The organism is Chryseobacterium sp. R2A-55 (genome assembly GCF_021401085.1).
Taxonomy (GTDB): domain Bacteria; phylum Bacteroidota; class Bacteroidia; order Flavobacteriales; family Weeksellaceae; genus Kaistella.
This window is the reverse complement of sequence record NZ_JACBFP010000006.1, coordinates 90152-114533: the sequence shown is the minus strand read 5'-3', so window position 1 is coordinate 114533 and position 24382 is coordinate 90152. Positions and strand designations below refer to the sequence as shown.

Annotated in this window: 22 protein-coding genes and 2 tRNA genes; 17 read left to right on the top strand and 7 right to left on the bottom strand. The window is 40.4% G+C overall.

Features of this window, described 5'->3' with window-relative positions:
- Positions 1-5: 5 nt before the first annotated feature.
- The 7 genes from L0951_RS08490 to L0951_RS08460 all read left to right on the top strand — a co-directional run bounded on the left by L0951_RS08490 (position 6) and on the right by L0951_RS08460 (position 4444).
- On the top strand, positions 6-1283 hold the full coding sequence (locus tag L0951_RS08490) for an N-acetylmuramoyl-L-alanine amidase (RefSeq protein ID WP_234110802.1): 1278 nt from the start codon (positions 6-8) through the stop codon (positions 1281-1283).
- A gap of 52 nt (positions 1284-1335) precedes the next feature.
- A tRNA-Glu gene (locus L0951_RS08485) sits at positions 1336-1407 on the top strand.
- Between the two features lie 256 nt (positions 1408-1663).
- Positions 1664-1918 (top strand): 30S ribosomal protein S20, encoded by a 255-nt coding sequence (rpsT, locus tag L0951_RS08480; RefSeq protein WP_234110801.1) that lies wholly within the window; start codon positions 1664-1666, stop codon positions 1916-1918.
- A 17-nt stretch (positions 1919-1935) separates the two neighbouring features.
- A tRNA-Glu gene (locus L0951_RS08475) sits at positions 1936-2007 on the top strand.
- Between the two features lie 62 nt (positions 2008-2069).
- Positions 2070-2480, top strand: coding sequence for a type II 3-dehydroquinate dehydratase (aroQ, locus tag L0951_RS08470; protein WP_234110800.1), 411 nt, complete (start codon positions 2070-2072; stop codon positions 2478-2480).
- Between the two features lie 56 nt (positions 2481-2536).
- The gene (locus L0951_RS08465) at positions 2537-3913 is read left to right on the top strand and encodes an alpha-amylase family glycosyl hydrolase (protein ID WP_234110799.1); all 1377 of its coding nucleotides are present in this window, start codon (positions 2537-2539) and stop codon (positions 3911-3913) included.
- 42 nt (positions 3914-3955) lie between these two features.
- On the top strand, positions 3956-4444 hold the full coding sequence (locus L0951_RS08460; RefSeq protein ID WP_234110798.1) for a hypothetical protein: 489 nt from the start codon (positions 3956-3958) through the stop codon (positions 4442-4444).
- Positions 4445-4502: 58 nt separating this feature from the next.
- Here L0951_RS08460 and L0951_RS08455 read toward each other — a convergent pair whose 3' ends face one another.
- Positions 4503-6344: a monovalent cation:proton antiporter-2 (CPA2) family protein gene (locus L0951_RS08455; RefSeq protein ID WP_234110797.1), complete on the bottom strand. Its 1842-nt coding sequence runs from the start codon at positions 6342-6344 to the stop codon at positions 4503-4505.
- Positions 6341-6862: an NAD(P)H-dependent oxidoreductase gene (locus tag L0951_RS08450; RefSeq protein WP_234110796.1), complete on the bottom strand. Its 522-nt coding sequence runs from the start codon at positions 6860-6862 to the stop codon at positions 6341-6343. The genes L0951_RS08455 and L0951_RS08450 overlap by 4 nt, the downstream gene beginning before the upstream one ends.
- Positions 6863-6941: 79 nt before the next feature.
- Between L0951_RS08450 and L0951_RS08445 the strand changes: the two genes are divergently transcribed.
- Positions 6942-8093: a hypothetical protein gene (locus L0951_RS08445; RefSeq protein WP_234110795.1), complete on the top strand. Its 1152-nt coding sequence runs from the start codon at positions 6942-6944 to the stop codon at positions 8091-8093.
- Between the two features lie 37 nt (positions 8094-8130).
- Here L0951_RS08445 and recJ read toward each other — a convergent pair whose 3' ends face one another.
- Together recJ and L0951_RS08435 are read right to left on the bottom strand one after the other, a co-directional pair.
- On the bottom strand, positions 8131-9882 hold the full coding sequence (gene recJ, locus L0951_RS08440) for a single-stranded-DNA-specific exonuclease RecJ (RefSeq protein WP_234110794.1): 1752 nt from the start codon (positions 9880-9882) through the stop codon (positions 8131-8133).
- 115 nt (positions 9883-9997) lie between these two features.
- Entirely contained in the window at positions 9998-11620 is a 1623-nt protein-coding gene (locus tag L0951_RS08435; protein ID WP_234110793.1) for an ABC-F family ATP-binding cassette domain-containing protein, read from the bottom strand.
- Between the two features lie 183 nt (positions 11621-11803).
- On the opposite strand from L0951_RS08435, the gene smpB reads away from it, so the two are divergent.
- The 3 genes from smpB to L0951_RS08420 all read left to right on the top strand — a co-directional run bounded on the left by smpB (position 11804) and on the right by L0951_RS08420 (position 14683).
- Positions 11804-12262: an SsrA-binding protein SmpB gene (gene smpB, locus L0951_RS08430; protein WP_234110792.1), complete on the top strand. Its 459-nt coding sequence runs from the start codon at positions 11804-11806 to the stop codon at positions 12260-12262.
- Positions 12263-12339: 77 nt separating this feature from the next.
- On the top strand, positions 12340-13845 hold the full coding sequence (locus L0951_RS08425) for an OmpA family protein (RefSeq protein ID WP_234110791.1): 1506 nt from the start codon (positions 12340-12342) through the stop codon (positions 13843-13845).
- A 97-nt stretch (positions 13846-13942) separates the two neighbouring features.
- A complete protein-coding gene (locus L0951_RS08420; RefSeq protein WP_234110790.1) occupies positions 13943-14683 on the top strand; it encodes a YebC/PmpR family DNA-binding transcriptional regulator in 741 nt (246 codons plus the stop codon).
- Positions 14684-14719: 36 nt separating this feature from the next.
- Here the strand turns inward: L0951_RS08420 and L0951_RS08415 are convergent, their stop codons facing one another.
- Together L0951_RS08415 and L0951_RS08410 are read right to left on the bottom strand one after the other, a co-directional pair.
- Positions 14720-15010, bottom strand: a complete 291-nt coding sequence (locus L0951_RS08415) for a GNAT family N-acetyltransferase (RefSeq protein ID WP_234110789.1) — start codon at positions 15008-15010, stop codon at positions 14720-14722.
- Between the two features lie 66 nt (positions 15011-15076).
- Positions 15077-15826 (bottom strand): RDD family protein, encoded by a 750-nt coding sequence (locus L0951_RS08410; RefSeq protein WP_234110788.1) that lies wholly within the window; start codon positions 15824-15826, stop codon positions 15077-15079.
- Between the two features lie 22 nt (positions 15827-15848).
- Here L0951_RS08410 and L0951_RS08405 point away from each other — a divergent pair, with 22 nt between their 5' ends.
- The 6 genes from L0951_RS08405 to L0951_RS08380 all read left to right on the top strand — a co-directional run bounded on the left by L0951_RS08405 (position 15849) and on the right by L0951_RS08380 (position 21698).
- On the top strand, positions 15849-16826 hold the full coding sequence (locus L0951_RS08405) for a stage II sporulation protein M (RefSeq protein WP_234110787.1): 978 nt from the start codon (positions 15849-15851) through the stop codon (positions 16824-16826).
- Positions 16827-16834: 8 nt separating this feature from the next.
- The gene (locus L0951_RS08400; protein ID WP_234110786.1) at positions 16835-17620 is read left to right on the top strand and encodes a DUF4129 domain-containing protein; all 786 of its coding nucleotides are present in this window, start codon (positions 16835-16837) and stop codon (positions 17618-17620) included.
- Positions 17621-17628: 8 nt separating this feature from the next.
- Positions 17629-18786, top strand: a complete 1158-nt coding sequence (locus tag L0951_RS08395; RefSeq protein WP_234110785.1) for a DUF4350 domain-containing protein — start codon at positions 17629-17631, stop codon at positions 18784-18786.
- Positions 18787-18803: 17 nt separating this feature from the next.
- Entirely contained in the window at positions 18804-19832 is a 1029-nt protein-coding gene (locus tag L0951_RS08390) for an AAA family ATPase (RefSeq protein ID WP_234110784.1), read from the top strand.
- 82 nt (positions 19833-19914) lie between these two features.
- Positions 19915-21237, top strand: a complete 1323-nt coding sequence (locus L0951_RS08385; RefSeq protein WP_234110783.1) for a DUF58 domain-containing protein — start codon at positions 19915-19917, stop codon at positions 21235-21237.
- A 41-nt stretch (positions 21238-21278) separates the two neighbouring features.
- Positions 21279-21698 carry an OsmC family protein gene (locus L0951_RS08380; RefSeq protein WP_234110782.1) on the top strand — a complete coding sequence of 140 codons (420 nt, stop codon included), beginning with the start codon at positions 21279-21281 and terminating at the stop codon, positions 21696-21698.
- Between the two features lie 30 nt (positions 21699-21728).
- Here L0951_RS08380 and L0951_RS08375 read toward each other — a convergent pair whose 3' ends face one another.
- Positions 21729-24341: an MGH1-like glycoside hydrolase domain-containing protein gene (locus L0951_RS08375; protein WP_234110781.1), complete on the bottom strand. Its 2613-nt coding sequence runs from the start codon at positions 24339-24341 to the stop codon at positions 21729-21731.
- Positions 24342-24382 lie beyond the last annotated feature (41 nt).

The following is a 24382-nucleotide window of genomic DNA, read 5'->3' as shown; positions in this document are numbered from 1 at the left end:
TAAAGATGAATCAAAGTTTTTCTTTTAAAAAATATCTTCACTTCATTTTCTTTTTTCTGTTTGTTTTTTCTGGTGCTCAAAAGAAGTTTACCGTGGTTTTGGATGCGGGTCATGGCGGTTCCAATTTTGGGGCAAACCGATTTTACAGCGAAACAGGAAGGCTCAATGAAAAAGATGTTACCCTTGCCATTGTGCTCAAACTTGGAAGAATGCTCGAAAAAGACAAAGACTTCAAAGTTATTTATACCAGAAAAATTGATGAGTACCCGTCGCTATTAGACAGAACGAATCTTGCCAACAGAAGCAAGGCCGATCTGTTCATCTCTGTGCACTGCAACGCCAACACCCGTTCCGCTCCCTATGGAACGGAAACTTTCGTGCAGGGACCCGATCAAAATAAAACCAACCTTGAAGTTGCCAAAGCTGAAAACGACGTGATTTTTCTAGACGAAAAAGACCGGGAAATGTTTGCGTCTTATGACCCCAAATCACCTGAATCCCTGATTGCCTTAAAGATCCAGCAAAGTAAATATTTGGAGAGCAGTCTGTTGTTCGGAAGCTTTGTGGAAGAAAATTTTGAAAAGAAAGACAAACGGTTTTCACGCGGGGTGAAGCAGCAAAACCTGCACGTTTTAAGACTGAATGCAATGCCTTCAGTGTTGATTGAAACAGGATTCATCAGTAATTATGATGATGCGATGTATCTGGCTTCCGAAAAAGGACAGTCCGAAATTGCAAACAGTATCTACGACGCAATCATCAGCTACAAAAAAACGCGGGAGCGAAACGCTGTGAAAAATGCGGAGCCCGAAAAACCGGTGGAGCAGCCTTTGAAAAATGATTTCAGGATTTTACTGATGTCGTCTCCTTCAAAATATGTAGCCGGAGATCCCGCTCTGAAGGGATTAAATTATATTCTCACGATTAAGGAAGGCGGGTTTTATCGCTATTATTATGCGGTGACCAACATGGCGTCCGTTCGTGACAATAATCTCAAGACGGCTAGAGAAGCAGGTTTTAATAATGCAACTTCGATTTCCTTCGTCCCGAACCAGAAACTGGGAATTGGCTATTACAATATCGAACTTGCGGTGACCGATCAGAAATTAAGTTCAAATTCGCCGATTCTGAATACGTTGAAGGATGTGGAACGAGACAAAGTGAATGGTAAGTTTTATTACACGTATGGCAAGTTTTCCAGTCTTGAAGAAGCAGTAGCGGCACAGAAAGAGCTTGAGGAAAAAGGGGTTAAAAATACCGTCATTCAAAAAGTGACAAAATAGAGTATCGTTTTGTGGAATAAAAGATAATTGATAATTTTGCAGTCCCAAAAACGGCCTATTCGTCTAGTGGTTAGGACTCAAGATTTTCATTCTTGCAACAGAGGTTCGATTCCTTTATAGGCTACATTTTATGGAGAATACAACTTTGCAGAAGTGCACTAATATTCCGATTGTGGCTTGCAGATTCTTAAGAGTGGTATTTTTTCCATAATTTTGCAAAAGCGATTTTAATGGAGTAATACCATGCTTTAGCAGAAGTTCATGAGTTTGAACGCGGTGCCATTTGAAAAATCAGTGACAACTTTTTTTAGAAATTTTTAAAAAATATTTGTGGGAATAAAAATAATTTATATCTTTGCACCCACATTTCAGAAACAGTTATGGCAAATCATAAATCAGCACTAAAAAGAATAAGACAAAACGCGGTAAAAAGAGCGCGTAACAGATACTATCACAAAACTGCTAGAACAGCTGTGAAAGTACTGAGAAATGAAGAAGACAAAAAAGTTGCGACTGAGCAATTGCCAAAAGTGATCTCTTTGTTGGACAAATTGGTGAAGAAAAACATCATCCACAAAAACAAGGCGGCAAACCTTAAAAGCAAATTAGCTAAGCACGTGAACAAACTTGCTTAATTAGATAAAAAGCGTCCGGCCCGTTCGTCTATCGGTTAGGACCTCAGATTTTCATTCTGGTAAGAGGGGTTCGATTCCCCTACGGGCTACTTAAACTTCCGAATTTTTTCGGAAGTTTTTTTATGTGTACCTTTAATGACTCTTAAAAGCTATGAAAATCCTTATCCTCAACGGACCCAATCTCAACCTTCTCGGAACACGCGAACCTGAAATCTATGGAAATATCTCCATGGAAAACTTTTTGGAATCTTTGAAAAACAAATTTCCACAGCATGAAATCCGGCATTACCAATCCAATGTGGAAGGCGAAATCATCAACAGAATACAGGAAGATGATTTTGATGCACTGATTATTAATCCTGGTGCTTTTACTCATTATTCTTACGCAATTGCAGATTGCCTGAAAAATATTTTAAAACCAAAAATAGAGGTCCATATTTCGAATATTTACAAAAGGGAAGAATTCAGACAGAAGTCGGTCACCGCTCCAAATACGGATGGAGTATTGAGCGGGTTTGGTTTAAATGGCTATCAGCTTGCGATTCAAAGTTTAGATTTTTAAAGTCGATTCCTGTGGAATGAACTCGTTTTTTTCCTAATTTTGAGGAAACAATAAGAATGAGACCTTCCTTTTTTTTAATCGTTTTTTTTCTGTTCGGATTCGTCACGCTTTCTTCGCAAACCAAAGATCCGCGTTATCAACCTAAGGATTATGTGGAAATCAAGCATCCGGAATGGAGCAAAAATGCCACAATCTACGAAGTAAACATTCGCCAATACACCAAAGAGGGAACTTTCAAAGCATTTGAAAATCATCTGCCCCGACTCAAAAAAATGGGTGTGGACATTCTTTGGTTGATGCCGATTCATCCGATTGGCGAAAAAAACCGAAAAGGCCGTCTGGGAAGTTATTATTCAGTCAAGGATTTCAGGGGAATCAATCCGGAGTTCGGGACGATGCAGGATTTTAAAGATCTGGTACAAAAAATCCATTCGATGGGAATGTATGTGATCATCGATTGGGTTGGAAACCACTCTGCATGGGACAATCCGCTTGCGAAGGAACATCCGGATTGGTACACCAAGACACGTTCTGGAAATTTCCAGCCGACTCCGTGGTACGATTGGGATGATGTGATTGACTTTGATTATGACAATCCTGATTTCAGAAAATACATGACCGAATCACTTAAGTATTGGCTGAAAGAAACCGATATCGACGGTTATAGAGCAGATGTTGCCGGATTTATTCCCATTGATTTCTGGGAAAATGCAAGAGCCGAAATGGATCAAATCAAACCCGTTTTCATGCTTGCCGAATGGGAAAGCAGGGACCTTTACAAAAAATCTTTTGACATGACTTATTCCTGGACTTTGTGGGATCACCTTCGCGAAGCGGTCAATCATCAGAAATTGGGCGGATTGGTGGAATATCTTGCACACGATGTGAATTCGGTCCCCAGAAACGCGTACCGGATGACTTTCACCGATAATCATGACAAAAATTCCTGGGAAGGAAATCCATACCTCAATTTTGGTGATGGACTGAAAACGGCAATCGTGATGACCGGAGTGGTGAATGGAATGATGCTTTGCTACAGTGGTCAAGAGGCGGGCTTAAACAGAAGTCTAAAGTTTTTCGACAAAGATCCAATTGAGTGGAGACATGATGAAAACGAAATCCTCTTCACCAAACTTTTCCACCTCAAACATGAAAACCAGGCACTTTGGAACGGGAAATATGGCGGCGAAATGATTCGGGTAGTCAATAATGATCCAGGCAAAATCATTTCTTTTTACCGCGAGCAAAATAAGGACGCTGTTTTTCCGATTTTGAATTTTTCCGATAAAGAAGTGGATGTGGAGTTAGATACCAAATATTTTCAGGGAAATTACAGGGAGCTTTTTACGGACCAAGTTCTTAAGCTTAAAGAAAAAACCAACCTGAAATTAAAACCATGGTCCTATTTGGTTTTGGTAAAACAGAAATTTTGAAGGCAGAGTAATTGTTGCACAAGGACTTTTAACAAAAGAACAATGAAAAATTTACTTGCAGTTGTGCTGATTTTCTCGATGGTGGTTTGCTGTACGAAAGATAATGAAGCTGGTTCCGCAAACAGCACCTCAGAGAGCTCCATGATCACAAAAAGTGATCGTTTGCAAATTCCCACCATTGAAAATCCAGATTCACCAGCGGTTTTTGAGATCAATCCGCAGGATATTTCTGCGGGAAGAGCTCGTTCCATTTTCACCAAAGATGGATTGACCTTGTTTTATTTTGACCAAAATTCAAACAGGGGAAATATCAGAATTGACGGGCGCAATTATCTGCTGACCGGTTACGATTTCAACGAAAATAACTACAAGCTTTCCGGGAACGAGGTGAAAATTGAAGCATCAAACGGTGATTTCAACGACCAAACCGGAGATTGCATGGAAGGAACTTTTCCTGATGTGAAAGTCACCTTGAAAGATAAAACCTTAATCCTTTCGAACGTTCAACTAAAAGATTGCCCGGATTACTAAAGCTTTTTTCATATAAATAATTCCATTTTGTTGGAAATGAAGAAATGGGAGTCTCTTCTCAATTCATATACTCTTCATTATCATTCCATTGCGTTTCGTCAAAAGAATGGCTGTCTTCTGCGAGGAGTTCTGCTTCTTTTTCCAGGGATTTCTTCATGGTAAAGGTCACTTTGTCTTTAAGTTGCTCTTTAGCCAGTTTTCGCACCATCGCTTTATCGATCAGCATGAATCTTCTTCCCAGTCTTCGGGCAGCATAAGCACGCATTCCTGTTGCCTTTAACACGTCTACCGCCATATCAACTGCCGTTCCCAAAGTTTCCCGGTAGATGTTTTCCACATTGTTGTTGATGAAATCGTAAGCGTCGAGCCGGTTTTTGGCGCGCACGAAAATCTTCAGCTGCGGAAAATGTTGTTTGGCGTATTCGGTAATGAACTTATTGCTTTCAATATCGTCTAAACAAAGAATCAGCAAATCTGCTGTTTCAGCACCTGCCGAACGAAGGGTTTCAGGTTTTGTCGCATCACCGTAATAGACCTTGAATCCATTTGACCGTAACAGATTTATCCTTTCAGGATCATTATCCAAAATGGTTGGCTTGATTCCGTTTACTCTAAGCAATCTTCCCACCGTGCTGCCAAAATGCCCGAAACCCACGAGTATGATTTTCTGTTGAGCGACGTGAAGCTCAGGATAATCATTTAAATCATTTATCTTTAAAGTCCTGGGTTCAATGAATTTTTCATTGATGATCAGAAGAATGGGAGTGATACACATGGTGATTGCGGTCACCGCCATGAGTTGTGCATTTAATTTTGGACTCAAAAGATAGAGCTTTGTGGAATAGTTCACCAGAACGAAGGAAAATTCTCCCACCTGCGAAAGCGCAAATGCAAGCAAAAAATTCTGATCGATTCTCAGTTTCGAAAATTTCCCAATTCCAAAGAGTACCAGAAATTTTACAACTAAAACCACCAGTACCAAGGTGAAAATAAACATCGGATCCTGTCCGATTACTGAAAAGTTGATGGTGGAGCCCACACTCACGAAGAATACCGCTAGAAGCAGTCCTTTGAATGGATTGATTTGGCTTTCCAGTTCATGGCGGAACTCACTGTTTGCCAACATTACACCGGCGATGAATGCCCCCAAAGCTGGGCTCAAACCAACCGCATACATCAGTTCAGAAACGCCGACGACCAAAAACAGAGATGAAGCGGTGAGCAGTTCCGGCATTCCCGACTTCGAGACGTAGCGTAAGAAGGGGACGAAAATATACCGCCCCAAGAAAATCAGTACCGCCACACCCAGTATGATTGAAAATGGCTGCAGCCAGTCGGGAAGATATTGCAGTAAAATCTGATTCTCATCCTCTGGCGACTTTTTGGCTAAAATCGGCAACAAAGCCAGAATGGGAATCACAGAAATATCCTGGAACAGCAGAATTGAAAAGGAGGCAGTTCCCGCATCTGTTCTGAAAATGTTTTTTTCCTTCAAAGTCTGCAGAACAATCGCCGTGGAAGAAAGCGCAAAACACAGTGCCGCTACAAAAGCCTGGTCAGTCCGCCATTGGGCAAGATAGAAAATGAGGAACAGAACTGCGGATGTGATCACCATTTGGCTCAGTCCCATTCCGATAATTTTTTGTCTGATCATCCAGAATTTTTTTGGTGCAATTTCCAGACCCACCAAAAAAAGAAGCATGATTACCCCGAATTCTGCAGCATGCATGATATCGTCTGTATCTTTACCGGTTAATTTCAGACCAAAAGGACCGATGATCATTCCACCTATGATATACCCAATAACAGAGCTGAGTCCCAACCTGCGAACCAGCGGAACCATGATGATTGCGGCACCCAAAAAAATCAGCGTGGTGTATGCAAGTGAGGTATCATTCATCCTGTGTTTAGCTTTCTCCTTATTTGTTCGGTTATTTCTTGTAGGGCATGTTGCGTTAAATCATCTGCGTTGTGAACGGCGATGATCTCCTTTACCTCAATGTTGTTCACTTTCAGGGCAAGTCGGAGCGGAAGCATCAGTTGGGAAATCGTGGCGCCGTAAAGACCTTTTTCCGTGTAGTTCTGTTCTTTTCCTCCGGTGGTTACAATGATGAAGGCATCTTTGTTGGATAATGGGTCATTTTCTTTCGCGATCCAGTTCATATCAAAAACTTCATCAATCCAAAGCCGCAAAAGTGGTGGCATTCCGAACCAAATCAATGGAAAGTGAAAAATCAAACGGTCATAGTTCACGATCCTTTTTCTTTCCCGAAAGGTGGCGATATGGAAATCGGGGTACTCTTCGTATAAATCTTTGAACTCAAAATCGGCAGAATCTTTGTAAACCTTTATCAGTTCCACATTGGTGGTGGAATACTCAAAATAAGGGTGTGCAAAAATAACTAGCGTCTTTTTCAAGGGTCTGAAGTTTCAATAAAGTTAATGAAAAATGTGTTTCCATTTTTATTCCCATAGAAATATTTTTTATTTTTGAAAAATGAGGGCTATACATGTTGTTTCCGATCTGCACAGGAAAGAATTTCTCGATTTTCCGGCGAGGATATTTTTGGGGGATAAAAATTATATCCGCCCTTTAGATAAAGACGTGGAAGCAGTTTTTGACCCACGTAAGAATAAGAATTTCCGGCACGGCGAATGTGCACGTTTTCTCTTTGTCAATGACCAAAATGTGACCGTTGGTAAGATAGCGGTCTTCATTAACAAAAAATACAAGCAGAAACAACCAACCGGCGGAATCGGTTTTTTTGATTGTGTCGATGATCAGAAAACGGCAGATTTCATTTTTGATTTTGCAAAAAATTGGCTTCAGCAGAGAGGAATGGAGGCGATGGACGGACCCATCAATTTTGGGGAGCGGGACAAATTCTGGGGACTTTTGACCGAGGGATTTTTTGAACCGCTGTTCTGCATGAATTACAATCCACCATACTACAAAATGCTTTTTGAGAATTATGGTTTTCAGGTTTATTTTAATCAGCTCTGTTTCGGGAGAAAAGTTCACGCCTCGGTTGCAGAGAATTTCCTGGAAATGCACCGAAGAGTTTCAGAGAATAAAAATATTTCAGCAAAAAGGATGAAGGTGAAAAAGCTGGAAAAATTCGCAAAAGATTTCACCGAGATTTATAACAAAGCCTGGGCAAATCACGGCGAAGGAAAACAGTTGACAGAAACTCAAACCTTGAAACTGTTCCATACCTTAAAGCCAATTATCAATGAGCATATATCCTGGTTTATTTATGAAAATGAAAAACCAATTGCGATGTGGATGAATATTCCCGACCTGAACCAATGGTTTAAATATCTGGATGGGAAATTCGGATTTTGGGAAAAACTGAAATTTGTTTTGGCTAAAAAATTTAAAAAAAACAAAAAAATGGTGGGTTTGGTTTTCGGAATCGTTCCGGAATGGCAAAAAAAGGGAATCGACGGATACATGATTTGGGAAGGAACAAAACATTTTAGAAAAACCACCGATTTCGAAGATTATGAAATGCAGTGGATCGGCGATTTCAACCCTAAAATGCTGAAGATTGCCGAAAACCTTGAAACGGAAGTTACGCGGAAATTAGCGACTTACCGCTACCTTTTTGACCGAACTAAAACTTTTGAAAGGCATAAAATAGTGTGATCCGCCCCAAAATATTGGTCGTGAACCTCCAATCAAATTAACTGGTGATTTCTTTAAAATCTACATGGTCACTTTCCTTTTCGTGAAATCTCACATCGCGAATGTTCAGGTAGTAGGTGACATTGCCTTTCCAGTGATTTTCTTCTGCAGTAAAAGCAATATCGAAGGTTTTTTCCCTGAAATCATCCGCAAATTTCCCCAATTTGAAACCGACACATTCTATATTTCTTCCGGTGGATTCCTGTTTGATGTAGAATTTCAAGTGGCTACCGTCTTTTCCCATTGTTTTTACATAGCCTGAAACTTTTTGGTTTTTCAATACCAAAATCGGTTTCATATTGTGTGGTCCGAATGGTGCCAGTTTTCTGTGGAAATTGAAGAACTCCTTATTCAGCTCGTCAATCTGCACATCTGAATCTATTTTTACGCTCGGTTCTTTTTGGTGTTCCTGAATTTTTTCGGCAACTACTTTTTCAAACTTTTCCTTGAAAAGATCAAATTTGTCTTTCTCCATGGAAAGTCCTGCGGCAGCTGGGTGACCCCCAAATTTCAGGAACAGGTCCGAACAGTATTCCAAAGCATCATGCACATCAAAATCTGAAACTGAACGGGCAGAAGCTACCAGTTCTCCGTTGTTCCCATCAGTGAAAACCAGGGTAGGTTTATAATACGTCTCTGTCAATCTGGACGCCACAATTCCAATCACTCCTTTATTCCAGTCAGGCCCATAAACCACAGTAGTGAAATTGGAGATTTGATTTGTGGAAATGATTTGTTCCAAAGCTTCTGTGGTAGAGCTCATATCCATTTCTCTGCGCGAATCGTTCAGGTTCACGATCTCGTCTACAATTTGGTGCGCCTGCTTCAGATTGTCGGAAACCATCAATTCCACTGCCGCCTTTCCGTGCGAGATTCTTCCTGCCGCATTAATTTTAGGGGCGATTTCAAAAACGATATTGGAAATTTCGAAGGTGGCCAATTTGTCTTCGGGAATCAGTAATCGCAATCCGAGGTTTCTGGTTTTTCTTAAAATCTTCAATCCCATTTTTGCTAAAACCCTGTTTTCACCGGTCATCGAAACAATGTCTGCCGCAATGGAAATCGCGAGTAAATCGGTAAGCTCAAAGAGTTCAGACTCCGGGATTTTGTAGATGGTATTGAGACCTTGACAAAGTTTAAAACCGACTCCACAGCCGGAAAGTTCTTTGAAAGGATATCTGCAGTCAACTCTTTTCGGATCCAAGACGGCTACAGCTTTCGGAATTTCTTCGCCAGGTAAATGGTGGTCACAAATGATGAAATCGATTCCCAGCCGAGTGGCATAGTCAATCTTGTCTAAGGCCTTAATTCCGCAGTCCAAAGCGATAATCAGCGAAAAATCATTTTCTTTGGCAAAGTCTATCCCTTCCGTGGAGATTCCGTAACCTTCTGAATTTCTGTCGGGTATGTAAAAATCGAGATACTTTTTATCAACAATTTTGCTGAGGTACAGGTACATCAAAGCGACTGCGGTAGTTCCATCTACGTCATAATCGCCATACACCAAAATTTTCTCGCCGTTTTCGATAGCGGTTGCAATCCGGTCGACCGCAATCTGCATGTCTTTCATCAGAAATGGACTGTGAATGTCTTCGATTTTTGGTTTGAAGAATTCTCTGGCCTTCTGATAATTGTCGATTCCGCGCAGAACGAGGATTTTTGATTCGAACGTTCCAAATCCAAGTGACGAACTGAGCGCGTCTACTACGTCTTCATCAGGTTCCGGTTTGTAAATCCATTTTTGGTTCATAGTTTACAAATTTAATGAAAAAAGTCCGAAGTCCGATTTCGGCAGAATAAAAGGGGAATCAAAAAACCGCCCAATTTCTGGAGCGGTTCTTTTCTTGGTTCTTCCAATTTGGGACTTAAGAATACATTTGCTGCTGCAGTTCTTTGATTTTTTTGTCCTGCAGGTATTCGTCATAGGTCATTTCCCGGTCTATAATTCCTTTCGGGGTCAGTTCGATCACTCTATTACAGACTGTTTCCAGCATTTCGTGGTCATGGGAAGCGAGCAGGATCGTGCCTTTGAAACTGGAAAGTGAGTTGTTCAAGGTGGTGATGCTCTCCAGGTCTAAGTGGTTGGTCGGTTCATCCATCAAAAGAATATTTGCTTTTTGAAGCATCATTCTGGAAAACATGCAACGCATTTTTTCACCTCCGGAAAGCACGGTGCAGGATTTTAAAGCCTCATCACCTGAAAAGAGCATTCTTCCCAAGAATCCACGCATGAACTCTTCATGTCTTTCTTCGTCGTTTTTTGTAAACTGTCTGAGCCAATCCACCAAATTGATGTCTTCTTTGAAGAAATCGGAGTTGTCGAGTGGCATATAGGATTGTGTGGTGGTAACACCCCAGTTAAAAGTTCCTTGGTCTGCGTTTGAATTTCCGGAGAGGATTTGGAAAAACTCAGTGACTGCCAAAGAGTTTTTTGAAAGTACGGCCACCTTGTCTCCCTTCTTCAAATTCAAATCTATGTTCGAAAAAAGAAGTTCGCCATCTTTTGTTTTTTCAAGTCCTTTGACTTCCAAAATCTGGTCACCAGCTTCTCTTTCGGTATCGAAAATAATGGCCGGGTATCTTCTGGAAGTTGGTTTGATATCTTCAATATTAAGTTTGTCGATCATCTTTTTACGTGCGGTTGCCTGTTTTGCCTTTGCCACGTTTGAAGAGAATCTTGCGATGAATTCTTGAAGTTCCTTTTTCTTTTCCTCGGCTTTTTTATTCTGTTGCTGTCTTTGTCTTGTTGCCAATTGGGAAGCTTGATACCAGAACGAATAGTTTCCAGTATAAAGGTTCAGTTTCGAATAATCGAGGTCGCCGATATGGGTACAAACGGCATCCAGAAAGTGACGGTCGTGGGAAACCACAATGACCGTGTTTTCGTAATCGGCCAGGAAGTCTTCTAGCCAGGAAATGGTTTCTATATCGAGGTCGTTCGTAGGTTCGTCCAAAATAAGTACATCGGGATTTCCGAACAATGCTTGAGCCAATAGGACTTTTACCTTGTCTTTGTTTTCCAGCTCGCCCATCATTTGGTAATGCATGCTGTCTTTTATGCCTACATTTGAAAGCATGGTCATGGCATCGGATTCGGAGTTCCATCCACCCATTTCGTCATAGATTACGCCCAGTTCTCCAGCTTTGATTCCGTCTGCATCTGAGAAGTCCTCCTTTGCGTAGAGTGCATCCATTTCCTCTTTGATTTCGAAAAGTTTTTTGTTTCCGCGCAAAACGGTTTCTAAGACGGTGAAATTGTCATAAGCAAAGTGGTCCTGCTCCAAAACCGACATTCTTTTTCCGGGTTCTAAAGAGACGTTTCCGGAGGTGGCTTCTTGTTTGCCGGTTAATATTTTGAGGAAAGTGGATTTTCCGGCACCATTTGCCCCGATAATTCCGTAGCAGTTTCCTTTGGTAAACATGATGTTTACTTCATCGAAAAGCACTCTTTTCCCGAATTGTAGGGATAGATTAGATACTGTTAACATATAGTTTTGTAAATTTGCGGCAAAAATACGAAAAGAAATCGGGTTTTTCTGTTCAGAAGATCAGCTCTATTTTTTGCGGTTTTAAAAAACGGCATCAAATTTGTGTACCAGAAAAATTGTGACGAAAAAGTTAAAATTTAATAATTTTTAACAATAAAATAATCATTTGTTTAAAGGCAGCCCATGAAGTTTGAAAAATCAATCAACATCCTCAACAAACGTGCAAGATTTGAGTATGAAATTTTGGACGAAATTGAAGCTGGAATGGTTTTGACAGGCACCGAGATCAAGTCACTTCGTTCTTCCAAAGCAAGTATTACGGAATCTTTCTGTCAGTTTATTGATGGAGAATTATACCTCATTAACATGATGATAGACGAATACAAATTAGGGACATTTTATAACCATAAAACTAAAAGGGAACGGAAATTGCTCTTGCACAAAAGAGAATTGCAAAAGTTTGAAAAGAAACTTAAAGATGTCGGCAATACAATCATCCCTCTGAAACTTTATATTAACGATAAGGGGAAAGCCAAAATTCTCATTGCACTTGGTCGTGGCAAAAAACTCTTTGATAAGCGGGAGAGCATAAAAGAGAGAGATACCAAAAGAAATCTCGACAGAATATTAAAGAAAAGTTAAAAAAACTCGGAAAATCTTTGTTTATAAAGAAAAATTATATTTATTTTGCATTATCAATTATTTAATCATTTAATTCTATGAAAAATCTAAAATTAGGAATTTCAGCATTGGCACTCACTGTAGCCTCTACTGTTTTCGCTCAAACGACCAGCAATCCGTGGTTAATCGGAGTTGGTGCGCATGGAGTAAATCACGTTGCTGTAGGAGGTGGTAACGCATTCAAAGTTGCTTCCAGTGCATTCGGTGGTGATGACGCTAACAGATTGTATAGTATTAACAACTTTACAATTACTCCACCATTATCTAAATTAACTGTTGCAAGAAACATCAACAAGTATTTGGTTCTTGACTGGCAGACTACTGTTGGAAATATTGACAACAAGAGAATCGGAATGGATAAGCAATTCTTCCTGCAAACAGGTTTAGGTTTGCAGTTCAAATTCAACGGACTTTGGAACGAAGAATCTTGGTTTGATCCATACGTAAGAGTTGGGGCAAACTACTTGAGACATGATTATTCTGGCGTTACTTTCCCAGTTACTGATCATTATCATAATGTTAATTATCCAGGTTTTTCAGATGGTCAAGCTTTTACGCAAAGAAAAAAAGACCACTTCACAGTTGCAACTGGTTTAGGGTCTAACTTCTGGTTTACTAAAAACTTCGGTTTGGGAATCCAGGGGGATTATGTAGCAACTCCAATCGACAAGTCAGATGTTGCTAACTTCTGGCAAGCTTCTGCATCGATCTTGTTTAGATTCGGAAATACGGATAGAGACAAAGACGGAATTCCTGATAAAGATGACAGATGTCCTGATACCCCAGGTTTGGCAGAGTTCCAAGGATGTCCTGATACGGACGGAGATGGAATCCCAGATATCGATGATCAATGTCCAGATGTTGCCGGTCCAAAAGAAAACAATGGTTGTCCTTGGCCAGATACAGACGGTGACGGTGTAATCGATAAAGATGACGCTTGTCCTACAGTTCCTGGTCCAGCTGAAAATAAAGGTTGTCCTTGGCCAGATACTGACGGAGACGGAATCCTTGACAAAGACGATGCTTGTCCTACAGTTTTCGGATTGAAAGAATACAACGGATGTCCAAAACCTAAATCTGTAACTGCCTCTGAAGTGGAAGGAGTATTGAAAAATATCTATTTCGATTTCAACAAAGCAACGATCACTAAAGAATCTTCTGAAAAATTAGACGAAGCTGCTAAAATCATCAAAACTGATGGTGGTAACTACCTACTTGAAGGTCAAACTGACAAAAAAGGTACTGAAGCTTACAACTTGAACTTGTCACAAAGAAGAGCAAAAGCTGTAGTAGATGCTCTAGATGCTAGAGGAGTAGATCCAACTGCATTGAAATCAATCGGTGTTGGTGAGTCTAAAGCTGTAGTTGATGAAAAAGCAAGTGATGCTGAAAGACAAAAAGATAGAAAAGTTGTTGTAACTGCTATCGAAGATGCTTCAGTTTGGGCTACTTATAAGAAAACTGACGTTGTAGAGCCTGTGAAAAAAGCTCCGGCGAAAAAAGCTCCAGCTAAGAAAAAAGCTCCAGCTAAAAAGAAAAAATAATTAAAAAGTTTTTCTAAATATTGAACACCTCCGGTTTTGGAGGTGTTTTTTTTATGCGCAAATTCGTATTTTTGCATACACAAATTAGCATAACATTATGGGACGCGCATTCGAATACAGGAAGGCAACAAAAATGGCTCGTTGGGATAAAATGGCCAAAACATTCTCCAAAATTGGAAAAGACATCGCACTCGCGGTTAAAGCAGGAGGTTCTGATCCCGAATCCAATCCTGCACTCAGAAGGTGCATCCAGAATGCGAAAGGAGCAAACATGCCAAAAGACAATGTGGAAAGAGCAATCAAGAAGGCGAGTGGAGCAGATGCAGACAACTTTGAGGAAATTACCTATGAAGGTTATGGACAAGGAGGTGTGGCTTTCTTTGTGGAGTGTACTACCAATAACCCAACGAGAACCGTGGCAAATGTACGTGCGGTTTTCAACAAGTTTGATGGAAACCTGGGAAAGAATGGGGAATTAGCCTTTATCTTTGACAGAAAGGGGATTTTTTCGATAGACAAATCCTTGATTACCATGGATTGGGACGATTTCGAAATGGAAATGATCGATGGCGGAGCCGAAGAAATAGACAGTGACGACGAGGAAGTACTTATTACGACAGCATTTGAGGATTTCGGCCATCTTTCGCACAAACTGGATGAATTAGGCATAGAAGTAAAAAGCGCAGAGCTCCAAAGAATTCCAAACATTACGAAGGAAGTCTCCACAGACCAATTCAGAATCAATATGAAAATGTTGGAAAGATTTGAAGAAGATGACGATGTGCAGAACGTCTATCATAATATGGAAATCACCGACGAGTTGATGGAGTCCATCTAGAAAAAAAACTCAGGAAATGCTCCTGAGTTTTTTCATTTAGCTTTGCAGCAAGATGTCTTTAGCGTCTTCCATCCGGTGCATTACGGAGCGAGCATAGGAGCAATGCGGATAGATCTTCCAGTGGTTTTCTCTGGCAAACCTGATTCCTTCTTCAACCAAAAATTTCCCCATTCCTCGCCCCTCAAATTTTGGGTGCACTAATACAAATGATATAATAAGCTTGTGATCCTCGGGAAAAATCGTGTAGGTTAACCGGCCAATTTCCTCACTCTCGTTATTCAATGTGATCACGCCGCCATTTCCTGATTTATTGTTTTCGAATTTCATTATAGTACTTTTTAAGGATATTAAATATACTGAAAAAAATCCATATCATGCACCATCGAATTTCGATTATTGTTCTCTGCCGGTAAAATAATTATAATCTTTAATAACCCGGCCTATGAACTGTTTTTCGGTAATTTTGGTCGGATCTGTTTCCGCTTTGATAATTTCCTTGATTTTACTCGCGAGGCGGCTGATGATTTGTCGGTCACCACTCTTGATGGCTTTCAAATAATTCTCTTTGATAATTCGCATATCATTATCGGTCAGCAAAATGACTTGTGGAAAAAGGGGAACGTAATCCTGGTTCAGGTTTTCAATTATGGTGTGGGAAATATTGACTTTGTTTTTAAGCGATATCACGGCGGTTCCGGAAGCCATGTCACCAAATCTCTGATGATTTTTGGAGATCATCACCGTGATGAGGCCAATGAGAAAAGTGATATAAATATCGACCAGCCGGAAAAGCCAGCGTATTAAATAGTCACCAAAGCTTGCTTGGTAACCGTCAATTTTTACCACCTTTATTTTGAGCAGTTTCTTTCCAAAAGTCTGTCCCTCCATCAGACTTTCGCAAACCAGAGTATAAACATAAACCGGAAATGTTACCACGATCAGGAATGCGCCTTTGGACCAACTGTCCCAAGTTCCAAAAACCTGCTGCATATTGATTACTTTAAACAGAACATAGAAAACAGCGACCAAATAAGCAATCTGAAGCAAACGGTCCACTAAGAATGCGAGAATCCGCTCACCGATATTGGCAATTGTGAAATTTATTTCCACATTTTGTGAGGTATTGATAGCAATTTGAGACATTTTTTTATTACTTTCGCTTGGTATGAGGGAAGTTGCATTTATTAAGCAAAATAAAGAAAAATGGTTGGAAGTAGAGCGCGTGATCGATGGAAAAATAAAAAAAAATCCAGATGAACTGTCGTCGCTTTATATTGATCTGATCAATGATTTGTCTTTTGCGCAAACGTATTATCCCAAAAGTAAGGTGACAGTCTTTCTTAATCATTTGGCAAGCCGTATTTTTCAGAAAATTTATAAAACCAGAAGGTTGGAACAGAACCGGCTGATGGCGTTTTTCAAAAGCGAGGTTCCGCTCCTGATATATCAGTATCGGAATTTTTTGCTTTATTCTTTCTTATTTTTTACGCTGTTCACCATCATCGGATTTGTTTCGTCTTACTATGACAAGGGATTTGTGAGCATGTTCTTCGGTGATGAATATGTCAACAAGACCCTTGAAAACATAAAGAACAGGAACGCCGTCGGTGTTTACCAGGAAGGTTCCAATTGGGGCTCTACCATTTCTATTGTGTTCAATAATCTGCTGGTGGGCGCCAAACTCTATATTTATGGTGTTTTTGGCGGTTTGGGAACGCTTTTCGTGCTGCTGCAGAACAGCATTATGTTGGGTGCTTTTCAATATTTTTTTCATGAGCATGGTGCTTTGAAAGACAGTTTGAAGGGGATTTGGCTTCATGGAGTTTTCGAGATTTTTGCAATGGGTATTGAAGCCATGGCGGGATTGATCTTAGGCGCATCCATCCTGCTTCCCAAAAGCTTTTCCAGATTGAATTCTTTCAAAATTGGTTTTAAAGACAGTTTCAAGATTTTTCTCAGCACGGTTCCTTTTACCATCATGGCGGGAATCATTGAAGGTTTCGTGACCAGATACGCCCTTAAAATGCCGATTTTGATTAATCTCATGATTATATTGGGAACACTTTCCATGATCGTCTATTACTATTTGATTTATCCTTTTATTTTGGCGAAAAAATCAAACAGAATAAAGTCACAGACCTGAAAAAAGCTATGATCAAGAGAACTTTTGCCATATTGGTCTTGTTGCATTTCCTTTTTGGGTTTTGCCAAAGCAATCATCGTGTGGATTTCAATCTTCCGAGCCATGAATTGCAAGAGGTGGTGACCACGGAACCAAAAGACAGCTCACAAGCAAAACATCCTGAAGATACCGAAATTTTTTACCCGAGATCTCTGCAGCAGAATTTTCGGGAAAAGTACAAAGGTCCCGAATTTCATTATCATACCGTGAAACCCAGTGAATCGTTTGGGGAAAGGCTGCAAAAGAGATTGATTCAGTTGATTCAATCCATTTTTGGCAAGATGGATCCCAATTCCGCAGGCAGTTTTGCAGCAAATTTCATACGTTTTTTGGCGATCCTGATTGCGGGTTTTGTGATTTATCTGGTCATCCGTTTTCTGACCCGGAAAAATGGAAATCTATTTTTCAGCAAGAAAAATACGACTTTGGATATCGATTCCGATGAATTGCATGAAAACATCCACGAAATTAATTTTATAGAGCGCATTGCTGATTTCGAATTGCAGAAAGATTACCGTTCCGCGGTGCGTTACCAGTTCCTTTCCGTCTTAAAAAAATTGAACGATCAGAAAATACTGGAATGGAACCCGGAAAAAACCAATAAAGACTATATTTCTGAGCTGAAGAACCCGCGCATGAAAGAACATTTCCGCGAGTTGGTCTATATTTTTGACTATGTTTGGTATGGCGAGTTTTTCATTGATGAGGCTGCTTATCAGATTTTTAAAAAGAAATTTCTTGATCTTAAAAATTAATTTCCGGCATGAATAAGAACCTCAAAATCTATGGAATCCTCTTCGCCCTCATTTTGGTGATTTTGGTGTTGTTCCAGCTCAGCAAACCCGATGAGACCGACTGGCAAAAAAATTTCGATAGGAAGGAAAAGTCCGCGTTTGGACTTTATATATTCGATCAGGAAGCCGATTCTCTGTTTAAAAATAAACTTTCCAGAACCGAAGATTCGCCTTATAATTATTATTCAGGGAAAAAATATAAACCACAGAATATCCTGGTCATTGCCACGGAAATCGATGAGGAATCTTCAAAAAAAATTTTGCAGCAGGTAGAGAAAGGTGCCGACTTTATGCTGATTTCTGAAAAATTGCCTGCGCTGATTTCAGACAGTTTGGGAATTGTGACAGATCGATTTAATTTTAATCCCAGACAAATACTCTACCTTGAAAATGAAAATTTTGCGGCGGACACCTTACTTCTGAACAAATATCCGGGAGGATTTGGATTTTACGACGAACAGGAGGATTTTGAAATTTTGGGAAGTTCCTATGATATACAGAACGAAGAAAACTATAATTTCGTAAGGATCAATTACGGAAAAGGTCATATCTACCTGCATTCCGAACCGCTTTTTCTGACTAATTATTACCTGCTTACAGAAGGTTCCGAAAAATATTTGCAGGACGTATTTTCTTATCTTCCCGACCGGGAAACGGTTTGGTTGATGTCCAACTCAGAAATATCGTCCCATTCACCGTTGCGCTTCATTCTGTCCAAACCTGCTTTGCGCTACGCGTGGTATTTGTTTTTGGGCGGACTTTTATTATTTGTAATTTTCAATGTGAAAAGAAAACAGCGCGTTGTTCCAATTATGGAGCCGCTGAGGAACAAATCGGTAGAATTTGTGAAAAGCATTGGCAATCTTTATTTGCAGGAAGGCGATTTTCATGATATGATGTCGAAAAAAGCGCAGTATTTCCTAAATAAAGTCCGGATAGATTTGATGATTGATACCGGTAGCTTAGATGAAAATTTCGCACAGAAACTTCAATTGAAAACGGGGCAGCCCATCGAGAAAATTAATGAAGCAATCGACTTGATCAAGAGAGGACAAAATCCTTATTCATCGGTTATGAAAGAGGATTTGATTAGAATGAACCGACTGTTAGATGAATTATTTAGATAAAATAAACGAAAAAAATTATGGAAAATCAGCATCCGGAAAACCACTTCAGTGATGACCAGCCAAAAGAAAATCCTGGAACTGAATTCAGTTCAAGAATTGATCTGAATGAATTGCAGCAAAGTTTGGAAAAAGTGAAATCCGAAATGGGCAGAGTGATCGTGGGTCAGGAATCCATGATCGAGCACCTTTTGGCGGCGCTTCTTTCAAACGGGCACGTTCTGATTGAAGGTGTTCCCGGAGTAGCAAAAACCATCACCGCAAAACTTTTGGCGAAAACCATCGATGTGGGTTTCAGCAGAATTCAGTTCACGCCGGATTTGATGCCTTCTGATATTTTGGGAACCTCGGTTTTTAATGTTAAAAATTCCGAATTCGAATTCAAAAACGGACCGATTTTTTCCAACTTCATCCTGATTGACGAAATCAACCGCTCGCCGGCAAAAACCCAGGCTGCACTGTTTGAAGTGATGGAAGAAAGACAGATTACATTAGACGGAAACAGTTATCAGTTGGAGGAACCATTTTTGGTCGTCGCCACACAGAATCCGATCGAACATGAAGGAACTTACCGACTTCCGGAAGCTCAGCTTGACCGGTTTTTGTTTAAGATCAACGTGGGCTATCCAAATCTACAGCAAGAACTGGAAATCATTAAAAACCAGCACGAAAGCAAACTGGAGGATAAAACAGATGCGGTTCAGCGCGTCATCACCGGGAGTCAGCTGAAAAATTATCAGCAGGTAGTCAAAGAAATTTTCGTAGAGCCGCAACTTCTGGAATATATCGCAAAAATCATTGTCAATACCAGAGAAAATCAGTTCCTTTATCTGGGTGCTTCGCCCAGAGCGAGCTTGGCTCTATTAACTGCGTCAAAAGCTTTTGCAGCAATCCGAGGTAGGGATTTTGTGACGCCGGAAGATATCAAAGAGGCGAGTTTTGCCGTGCTTCGTCACCGGGTCATGGTTTCGCCGGAACGGGAAATGGAAGGTTTAACCGCCGATGAAATCATCAGACAAATTTTAGAAACCATTGAAATCCCCAGATAAATTTTAAGGAAAACTAAAGATGATCCATTCATAATTTTTTGCGCCTCGTTCAATCCATAATTTTTTAATATTAACTTTTATTTTGAGAAACCTGTACATCAATAACCGATTTTTCTTCGCTCTTTTTGGGGTAGGTTTTGTCTATGTGCTGTCGTTCTTCTTTCCTGGTTTCATGCGCATTGCACATGGAAGTTTGATTTTGGTTTTCATTGTTTTTATCATCGATTTTCTCCTTTTATTCAATGAGAAAAATGCGATAAAAGCACAGCGGATTTTGCCTGAAAAATTATCAAACGGAGATGAAAACCAGGTGAAAGTTGATCTGGTCAATAATTATTTTTTTAAGGTTAAAACTCAAATTATTGACGAAATTCCATTTCAGTTTCAGAAGCGGGATTTCCTCATCGAAAAAATAATCCAGCCCGGAAAAAATGTTTTCCTGCAATACGTTTTGGAACCGAAAGGACGTGGTGAATACAGTTTTGGAAGTCTGAATATTTTTGCTCAGTCGCCGATTGGATTGGTTTCGCGCAGGTTCACCTTCCAGAAAGACGCCATGTTGCCGTGTTATCCATCCTTTATCCACCTTCGGAAATATGAGCTGATGGCGCTCCAAAATGAGTTTTTAATTGGTGGGATCAAAAAAATCAGAAAGTTGGGTCACACGATGGAATTTGAGCAGATCCGGGAATATGTGCAGGGAGACGATCTTCGGACCATCAATTGGAAAGCAACTTCCAAACGAAACCAATTGATGGTGAATCAGTATCAGGATGAAAAATCTCAGCGGATCTATATGTTGATCGATAAAGGAAGAACCATGCAGATGCCTTTTAATGGACTGAGTCTGCTGGATTACTCTATTAATGCAACGATGGCTTTGAGCCATATCATCCTAAAGAAATCTGACCGGGCGGGAATCATGACTTTTTCTAAAAAGACCGAAAACAAAGTGGCTGCAGAGAATAAATCCGGCCAGCTGAAAAAAATTTCAGAAGCACTGTACAATGTCCAAACCAATTTCTACGAGAGTGATTTCAACCGACTTTATCAGGATGTGAAGTTCAGTATAGGCCAAAGAAGCCTGATTTTGATGTTTACCAATTTTGAAACATTGGATGCGGTGAAAAGACAATTGAAATACCTCCGCGGAATCGCGAAAAACCATTTGCTGGTGGTGGTTTTCTTTAAAAATTCAGAACTTGAGGAATTGATTAAAAAAAATCCGGAAAATATGCAGGACGTTTATGACGAGATTGTGGCAGAAAAATTTGAATTCGAGAAGAAGTTGATCATTCAGGAATTAAGAAAGTACGGGATTTTTACCATTTATACTTCGCCTGAGAATCTGAATATTGAGGTGATCAATAAGTATTTGGAAATAAAGGCAAGAGGAATCCTTTAGATCTGTGTACTTTTTAATCTACCGTTAAACAAACCCATTTTATGAAAATAACATTAAACAGAATTAACGACGATTATTTATTCGAGTGTACGAACAGCGCTGGAAATTCGATTTTGCTTGATAATACCTCTGAACCTGGCGCGAAAGGCGTCTCACCAATGGAAAGCGTCTTAATGGCAGTCGCTGGATGCAGCGGAATTGACGTGGTCTCCATTCTAAAAAAACAAAGACAGGAAATCACCGGATTCTCTGCCGAAGTGGAAGGCGAAAGAGTTCAGGTAGATGAAGCAAAACCTTTCAAATCAATCACCGTGAAATTCCTTTTGGAAGGAGAAATCGACCCGAAGAAAGCATTGAAAGCAGCGGAATTATCATTTGAAAAATATTGCTCTGTTTCCAAAACTTTGGAGCCCAACGTTCAGGTGGATTATCAGGTTTTTGTGAACGGAATCCGGGTTTAGTAGCGTTTCTGCACCAAAGCACTCAATCAGCTACTTCCATCTTGGCTGAATCAGTTTCGCCACCGTGGCGGTCCATCCGCATTGGTGGGATGCGCCGATTCCCTGTCCCGTATCCCCATTGAAATATTCATGGAACATGATGTAGTCCTTGAAGAATTCGTTGTGGTTTAAAAGGTCGTTTCCGCCATTGAAAGGTCGGTTTCCGTTTTTATCTTTAATGAAAATAGACTTCAGTCTCTGGCTTAAATCTTCCGCCACAAAATCAAGGTTTCTCATTTCACCGCTTCCTGTCGGATATTCAATCTGCATGCTTTCGCCATAATAAAAATGGTAGCGCTGCAAACTTTCCACAATCAGAAAATTGATCGGAAACCAAATCGGTCCGCGCCAATTGCTGTTGCCGCCAAACATGCTGCTGTCACTTTCTGCAGGCATATATTTCACCACGAATTCTTGGTCATCGGTAGAGAAATGGAACGGTTTTTCCTCATAATATTTTGACATCGAACGGATGCCATAATCAGAAAGAAATTCATTGGGATCACTCATTCTTTTTAAAACCCTTTTGAGACGCGTTTTTCGAAGGATGCTCATCAAATGTTTTCTACCTTTTCCCTCTACTTCCCAATGGGAAACCAAGTTGGCCAATTCAGGCCGGTTTTTCAAAACCCACTCCATTCTCGCGGTGAAATTGGGCAGTTTCTCCAAAATATCGTGTTCAATGATTTCTACCGCAAACATTGGAATCAAACCTACAATGCTTCTTAATTTTAACGAGATCGATTCGCCGTTATTCAACTGAAGGACATCATAGAAAAAGCCGTCTTCCTCGTTCCAAAGTCCGTTGATTCCATCGCCCAGATTTTCCATCGCTTCGGCGATATAGAGGTAATGTTCAAAGAATTTGATCGCCATGTCTTCATAGACCGGATTATACAAAGCCAGTTCCATAGAAATCCGCATCATATTTAAGGCAAACATCGCCATCCAGCTGGTTCCATCTGCCTGTTCCAGATGGTCTCCGTTTTTGAACTGCATATTCCGGTCAAAAGCACCTATATTGTCAAGCCCCAAGAATCCGCCGCCAAAAACATTGTTCCCTCTTTTATCTTTTCGGTTGACCCACCAGGTGAAATTCAGCAATAATTTTTGGAAAACGCTTTCCAGGAAAGGGATATCTGCTTTTCCATTGACTTTTTCATCAATTTTGAAAACCCGGAAAGTGGACCATGCGTGCACCGGAGGATTCACATCGCTGAAATCCCACTCATAAGCAGGAAGCTGTCCGTTCGGATGGATGTACCATTCTTTGGTGAGCAATCTCAATTGGTGTTTCGCAAATCCCGCATCAATCAATGCAAACGGGACACAGTGAAACGCCAAATCCCAAGTCGCAAACCACGGATATTCCCATTTGTCGGGCATGGAAATCACATCCTTATTCTGCATGTGTTCCCATTCCGTGTTTCTCACATAATGGTGAAAGTTTCGTGGGGCTTCATGTTTCGGGTCACCTTTAAGCCATTTTGAAACTGCATAATGGTAGAACTGCTTGTTCCACAAAAGTCCGGCAAAGGCCTGCCTTTGGATTTTTTTTTCTTCCTCCGTTTCAATTTCGCGCTGTAATTCATCATAGAATTCATCTGCTTCCTTTTTCCTTAAACTAAGAACTTCGTCGAAATCAAAAAATGCATTATCCATCTCATGCGGACTCAGCCGGAAGTCAAAAGTTTTGCTTTCTCCGGCCTCAATTTCAATGTCGATGAAGAAACTCGCTTTTGTGCCGAATTTTTCTGGGTTGACAGCATCTTTATCCCCTTTGACCAAAAAATTATTGATTCCGTCTTTGAAATATTTTGCGTCCGACTCTCCATTGGAAACCACTTCCGGATTACTTTCGTTATTGCAGAAAAGTGTTTCCGTATCCGGATTTCTCGAGTAAAGTTTTTTCATGGCGATGGAATCATGATCGATGTTGATGATCCCATTTGCCGAAGATTTTAATTTGGGTTGATAGGTTCCATATCCCCATTTCCAGTTGTTCCGGTACCAAATCGTGGGGAGTATGACCAGTGGTGCTTTCCGGTCGCTTCTGTTACACGCCGTCACCCGAATCAGTAGATCGTCATGGTTGATTTTTGCATATTCGATGAAGATGTCGAAATACTGATTTCTGCTAAAAATTCCGGTATCAGTAATTTCAAATTCCGGCTGCGTTTTTGACCGCCGTCTATTTTCATGAATCAGTTCGTCATACGGAAACGCATTGATCGGGTATTTGTAAACCATCTTCATATAGGAATGAGAGGGCGTGTTGTCCAGATAATAATAAATCTCTTTGAGGTCTTCGCCATGGTTTCCTTCATAGTTGCTCAATCCGAAAAAGCGTTCCTTGATCATTTTATCCTTTTTGTTCCAAAAGGCAAATGAAAAACACAGCCGCTGCTTGCTGTCGCTGATTCCGGCAATTCCGTCCTCGCTCCATCGGTATGCTCTGCTCATCGCGTCGTCATAGGTGGTGTGCCCCCACGCATTTCCGTTGTGGCTGTAATCTTCTCGCACGGTTCCCCACTGTCTGTTGCTCACATACGGTCCCCAGTTTTTCCACTTTTCATCCCGCAGTCTTTCTTTTTCCGGCATCATAATTTAAAATTCTGATGCGAAATTATGAAATTAATATTCTT

What these genes read in the sequence shown, in the direction of transcription:
- L0951_RS08490 (WP_234110802.1), top strand. Translation starts at nt 6, where the DNA reads ATGAATCAAAGTTTTTCTTTTAAAAAATATCTTCACTTCATTTTCTTT.
- rpsT (WP_234110801.1), top strand. Translation starts at nt 1,664, where the DNA reads ATGGCAAATCATAAATCAGCACTAAAAAGAATAAGACAAAACGCGGTA.
- aroQ (WP_234110800.1), top strand. Translation starts at nt 2,070, where the DNA reads ATGAAAATCCTTATCCTCAACGGACCCAATCTCAACCTTCTCGGAACA.
- L0951_RS08465 (WP_234110799.1), top strand. Translation starts at nt 2,537, where the DNA reads ATGAGACCTTCCTTTTTTTTAATCGTTTTTTTTCTGTTCGGATTCGTC.
- L0951_RS08460 (WP_234110798.1), top strand. Translation starts at nt 3,956, where the DNA reads ATGAAAAATTTACTTGCAGTTGTGCTGATTTTCTCGATGGTGGTTTGC.
- L0951_RS08455 (WP_234110797.1), bottom strand. Translation starts at nt 6,344, where the DNA reads ATGAATGATACCTCACTTGCATACACCACGCTGATTTTTTTGGGTGCC.
- L0951_RS08445 (WP_234110795.1), top strand. Translation starts at nt 6,942, where the DNA reads ATGAGGGCTATACATGTTGTTTCCGATCTGCACAGGAAAGAATTTCTC.
- recJ (WP_234110794.1), bottom strand. Translation starts at nt 9,882, where the DNA reads ATGAACCAAAAATGGATTTACAAACCGGAACCTGATGAAGACGTAGTA.
- L0951_RS08435 (WP_234110793.1), bottom strand. Translation starts at nt 11,620, where the DNA reads ATGTTAACAGTATCTAATCTATCCCTACAATTCGGGAAAAGAGTGCTT.
- smpB (WP_234110792.1), top strand. Translation starts at nt 11,804, where the DNA reads ATGAAGTTTGAAAAATCAATCAACATCCTCAACAAACGTGCAAGATTT.
- L0951_RS08425 (WP_234110791.1), top strand. Translation starts at nt 12,340, where the DNA reads ATGAAAAATCTAAAATTAGGAATTTCAGCATTGGCACTCACTGTAGCC.
- L0951_RS08420 (WP_234110790.1), top strand. Translation starts at nt 13,943, where the DNA reads ATGGGACGCGCATTCGAATACAGGAAGGCAACAAAAATGGCTCGTTGG.
- L0951_RS08415 (WP_234110789.1), bottom strand. Translation starts at nt 15,010, where the DNA reads ATGAAATTCGAAAACAATAAATCAGGAAATGGCGGCGTGATCACATTG.
- L0951_RS08410 (WP_234110788.1), bottom strand. Translation starts at nt 15,826, where the DNA reads ATGTCTCAAATTGCTATCAATACCTCACAAAATGTGGAAATAAATTTC.
- L0951_RS08405 (WP_234110787.1), top strand. Translation starts at nt 15,849, where the DNA reads ATGAGGGAAGTTGCATTTATTAAGCAAAATAAAGAAAAATGGTTGGAA.
- L0951_RS08400 (WP_234110786.1), top strand. Translation starts at nt 16,835, where the DNA reads ATGATCAAGAGAACTTTTGCCATATTGGTCTTGTTGCATTTCCTTTTT.
- L0951_RS08395 (WP_234110785.1), top strand. Translation starts at nt 17,629, where the DNA reads ATGAATAAGAACCTCAAAATCTATGGAATCCTCTTCGCCCTCATTTTG.
- L0951_RS08390 (WP_234110784.1), top strand. Translation starts at nt 18,804, where the DNA reads ATGGAAAATCAGCATCCGGAAAACCACTTCAGTGATGACCAGCCAAAA.
- L0951_RS08380 (WP_234110782.1), top strand. Translation starts at nt 21,279, where the DNA reads ATGAAAATAACATTAAACAGAATTAACGACGATTATTTATTCGAGTGT.
- L0951_RS08375 (WP_234110781.1), bottom strand. Translation starts at nt 24,341, where the DNA reads ATGATGCCGGAAAAAGAAAGACTGCGGGATGAAAAGTGGAAAAACTGG.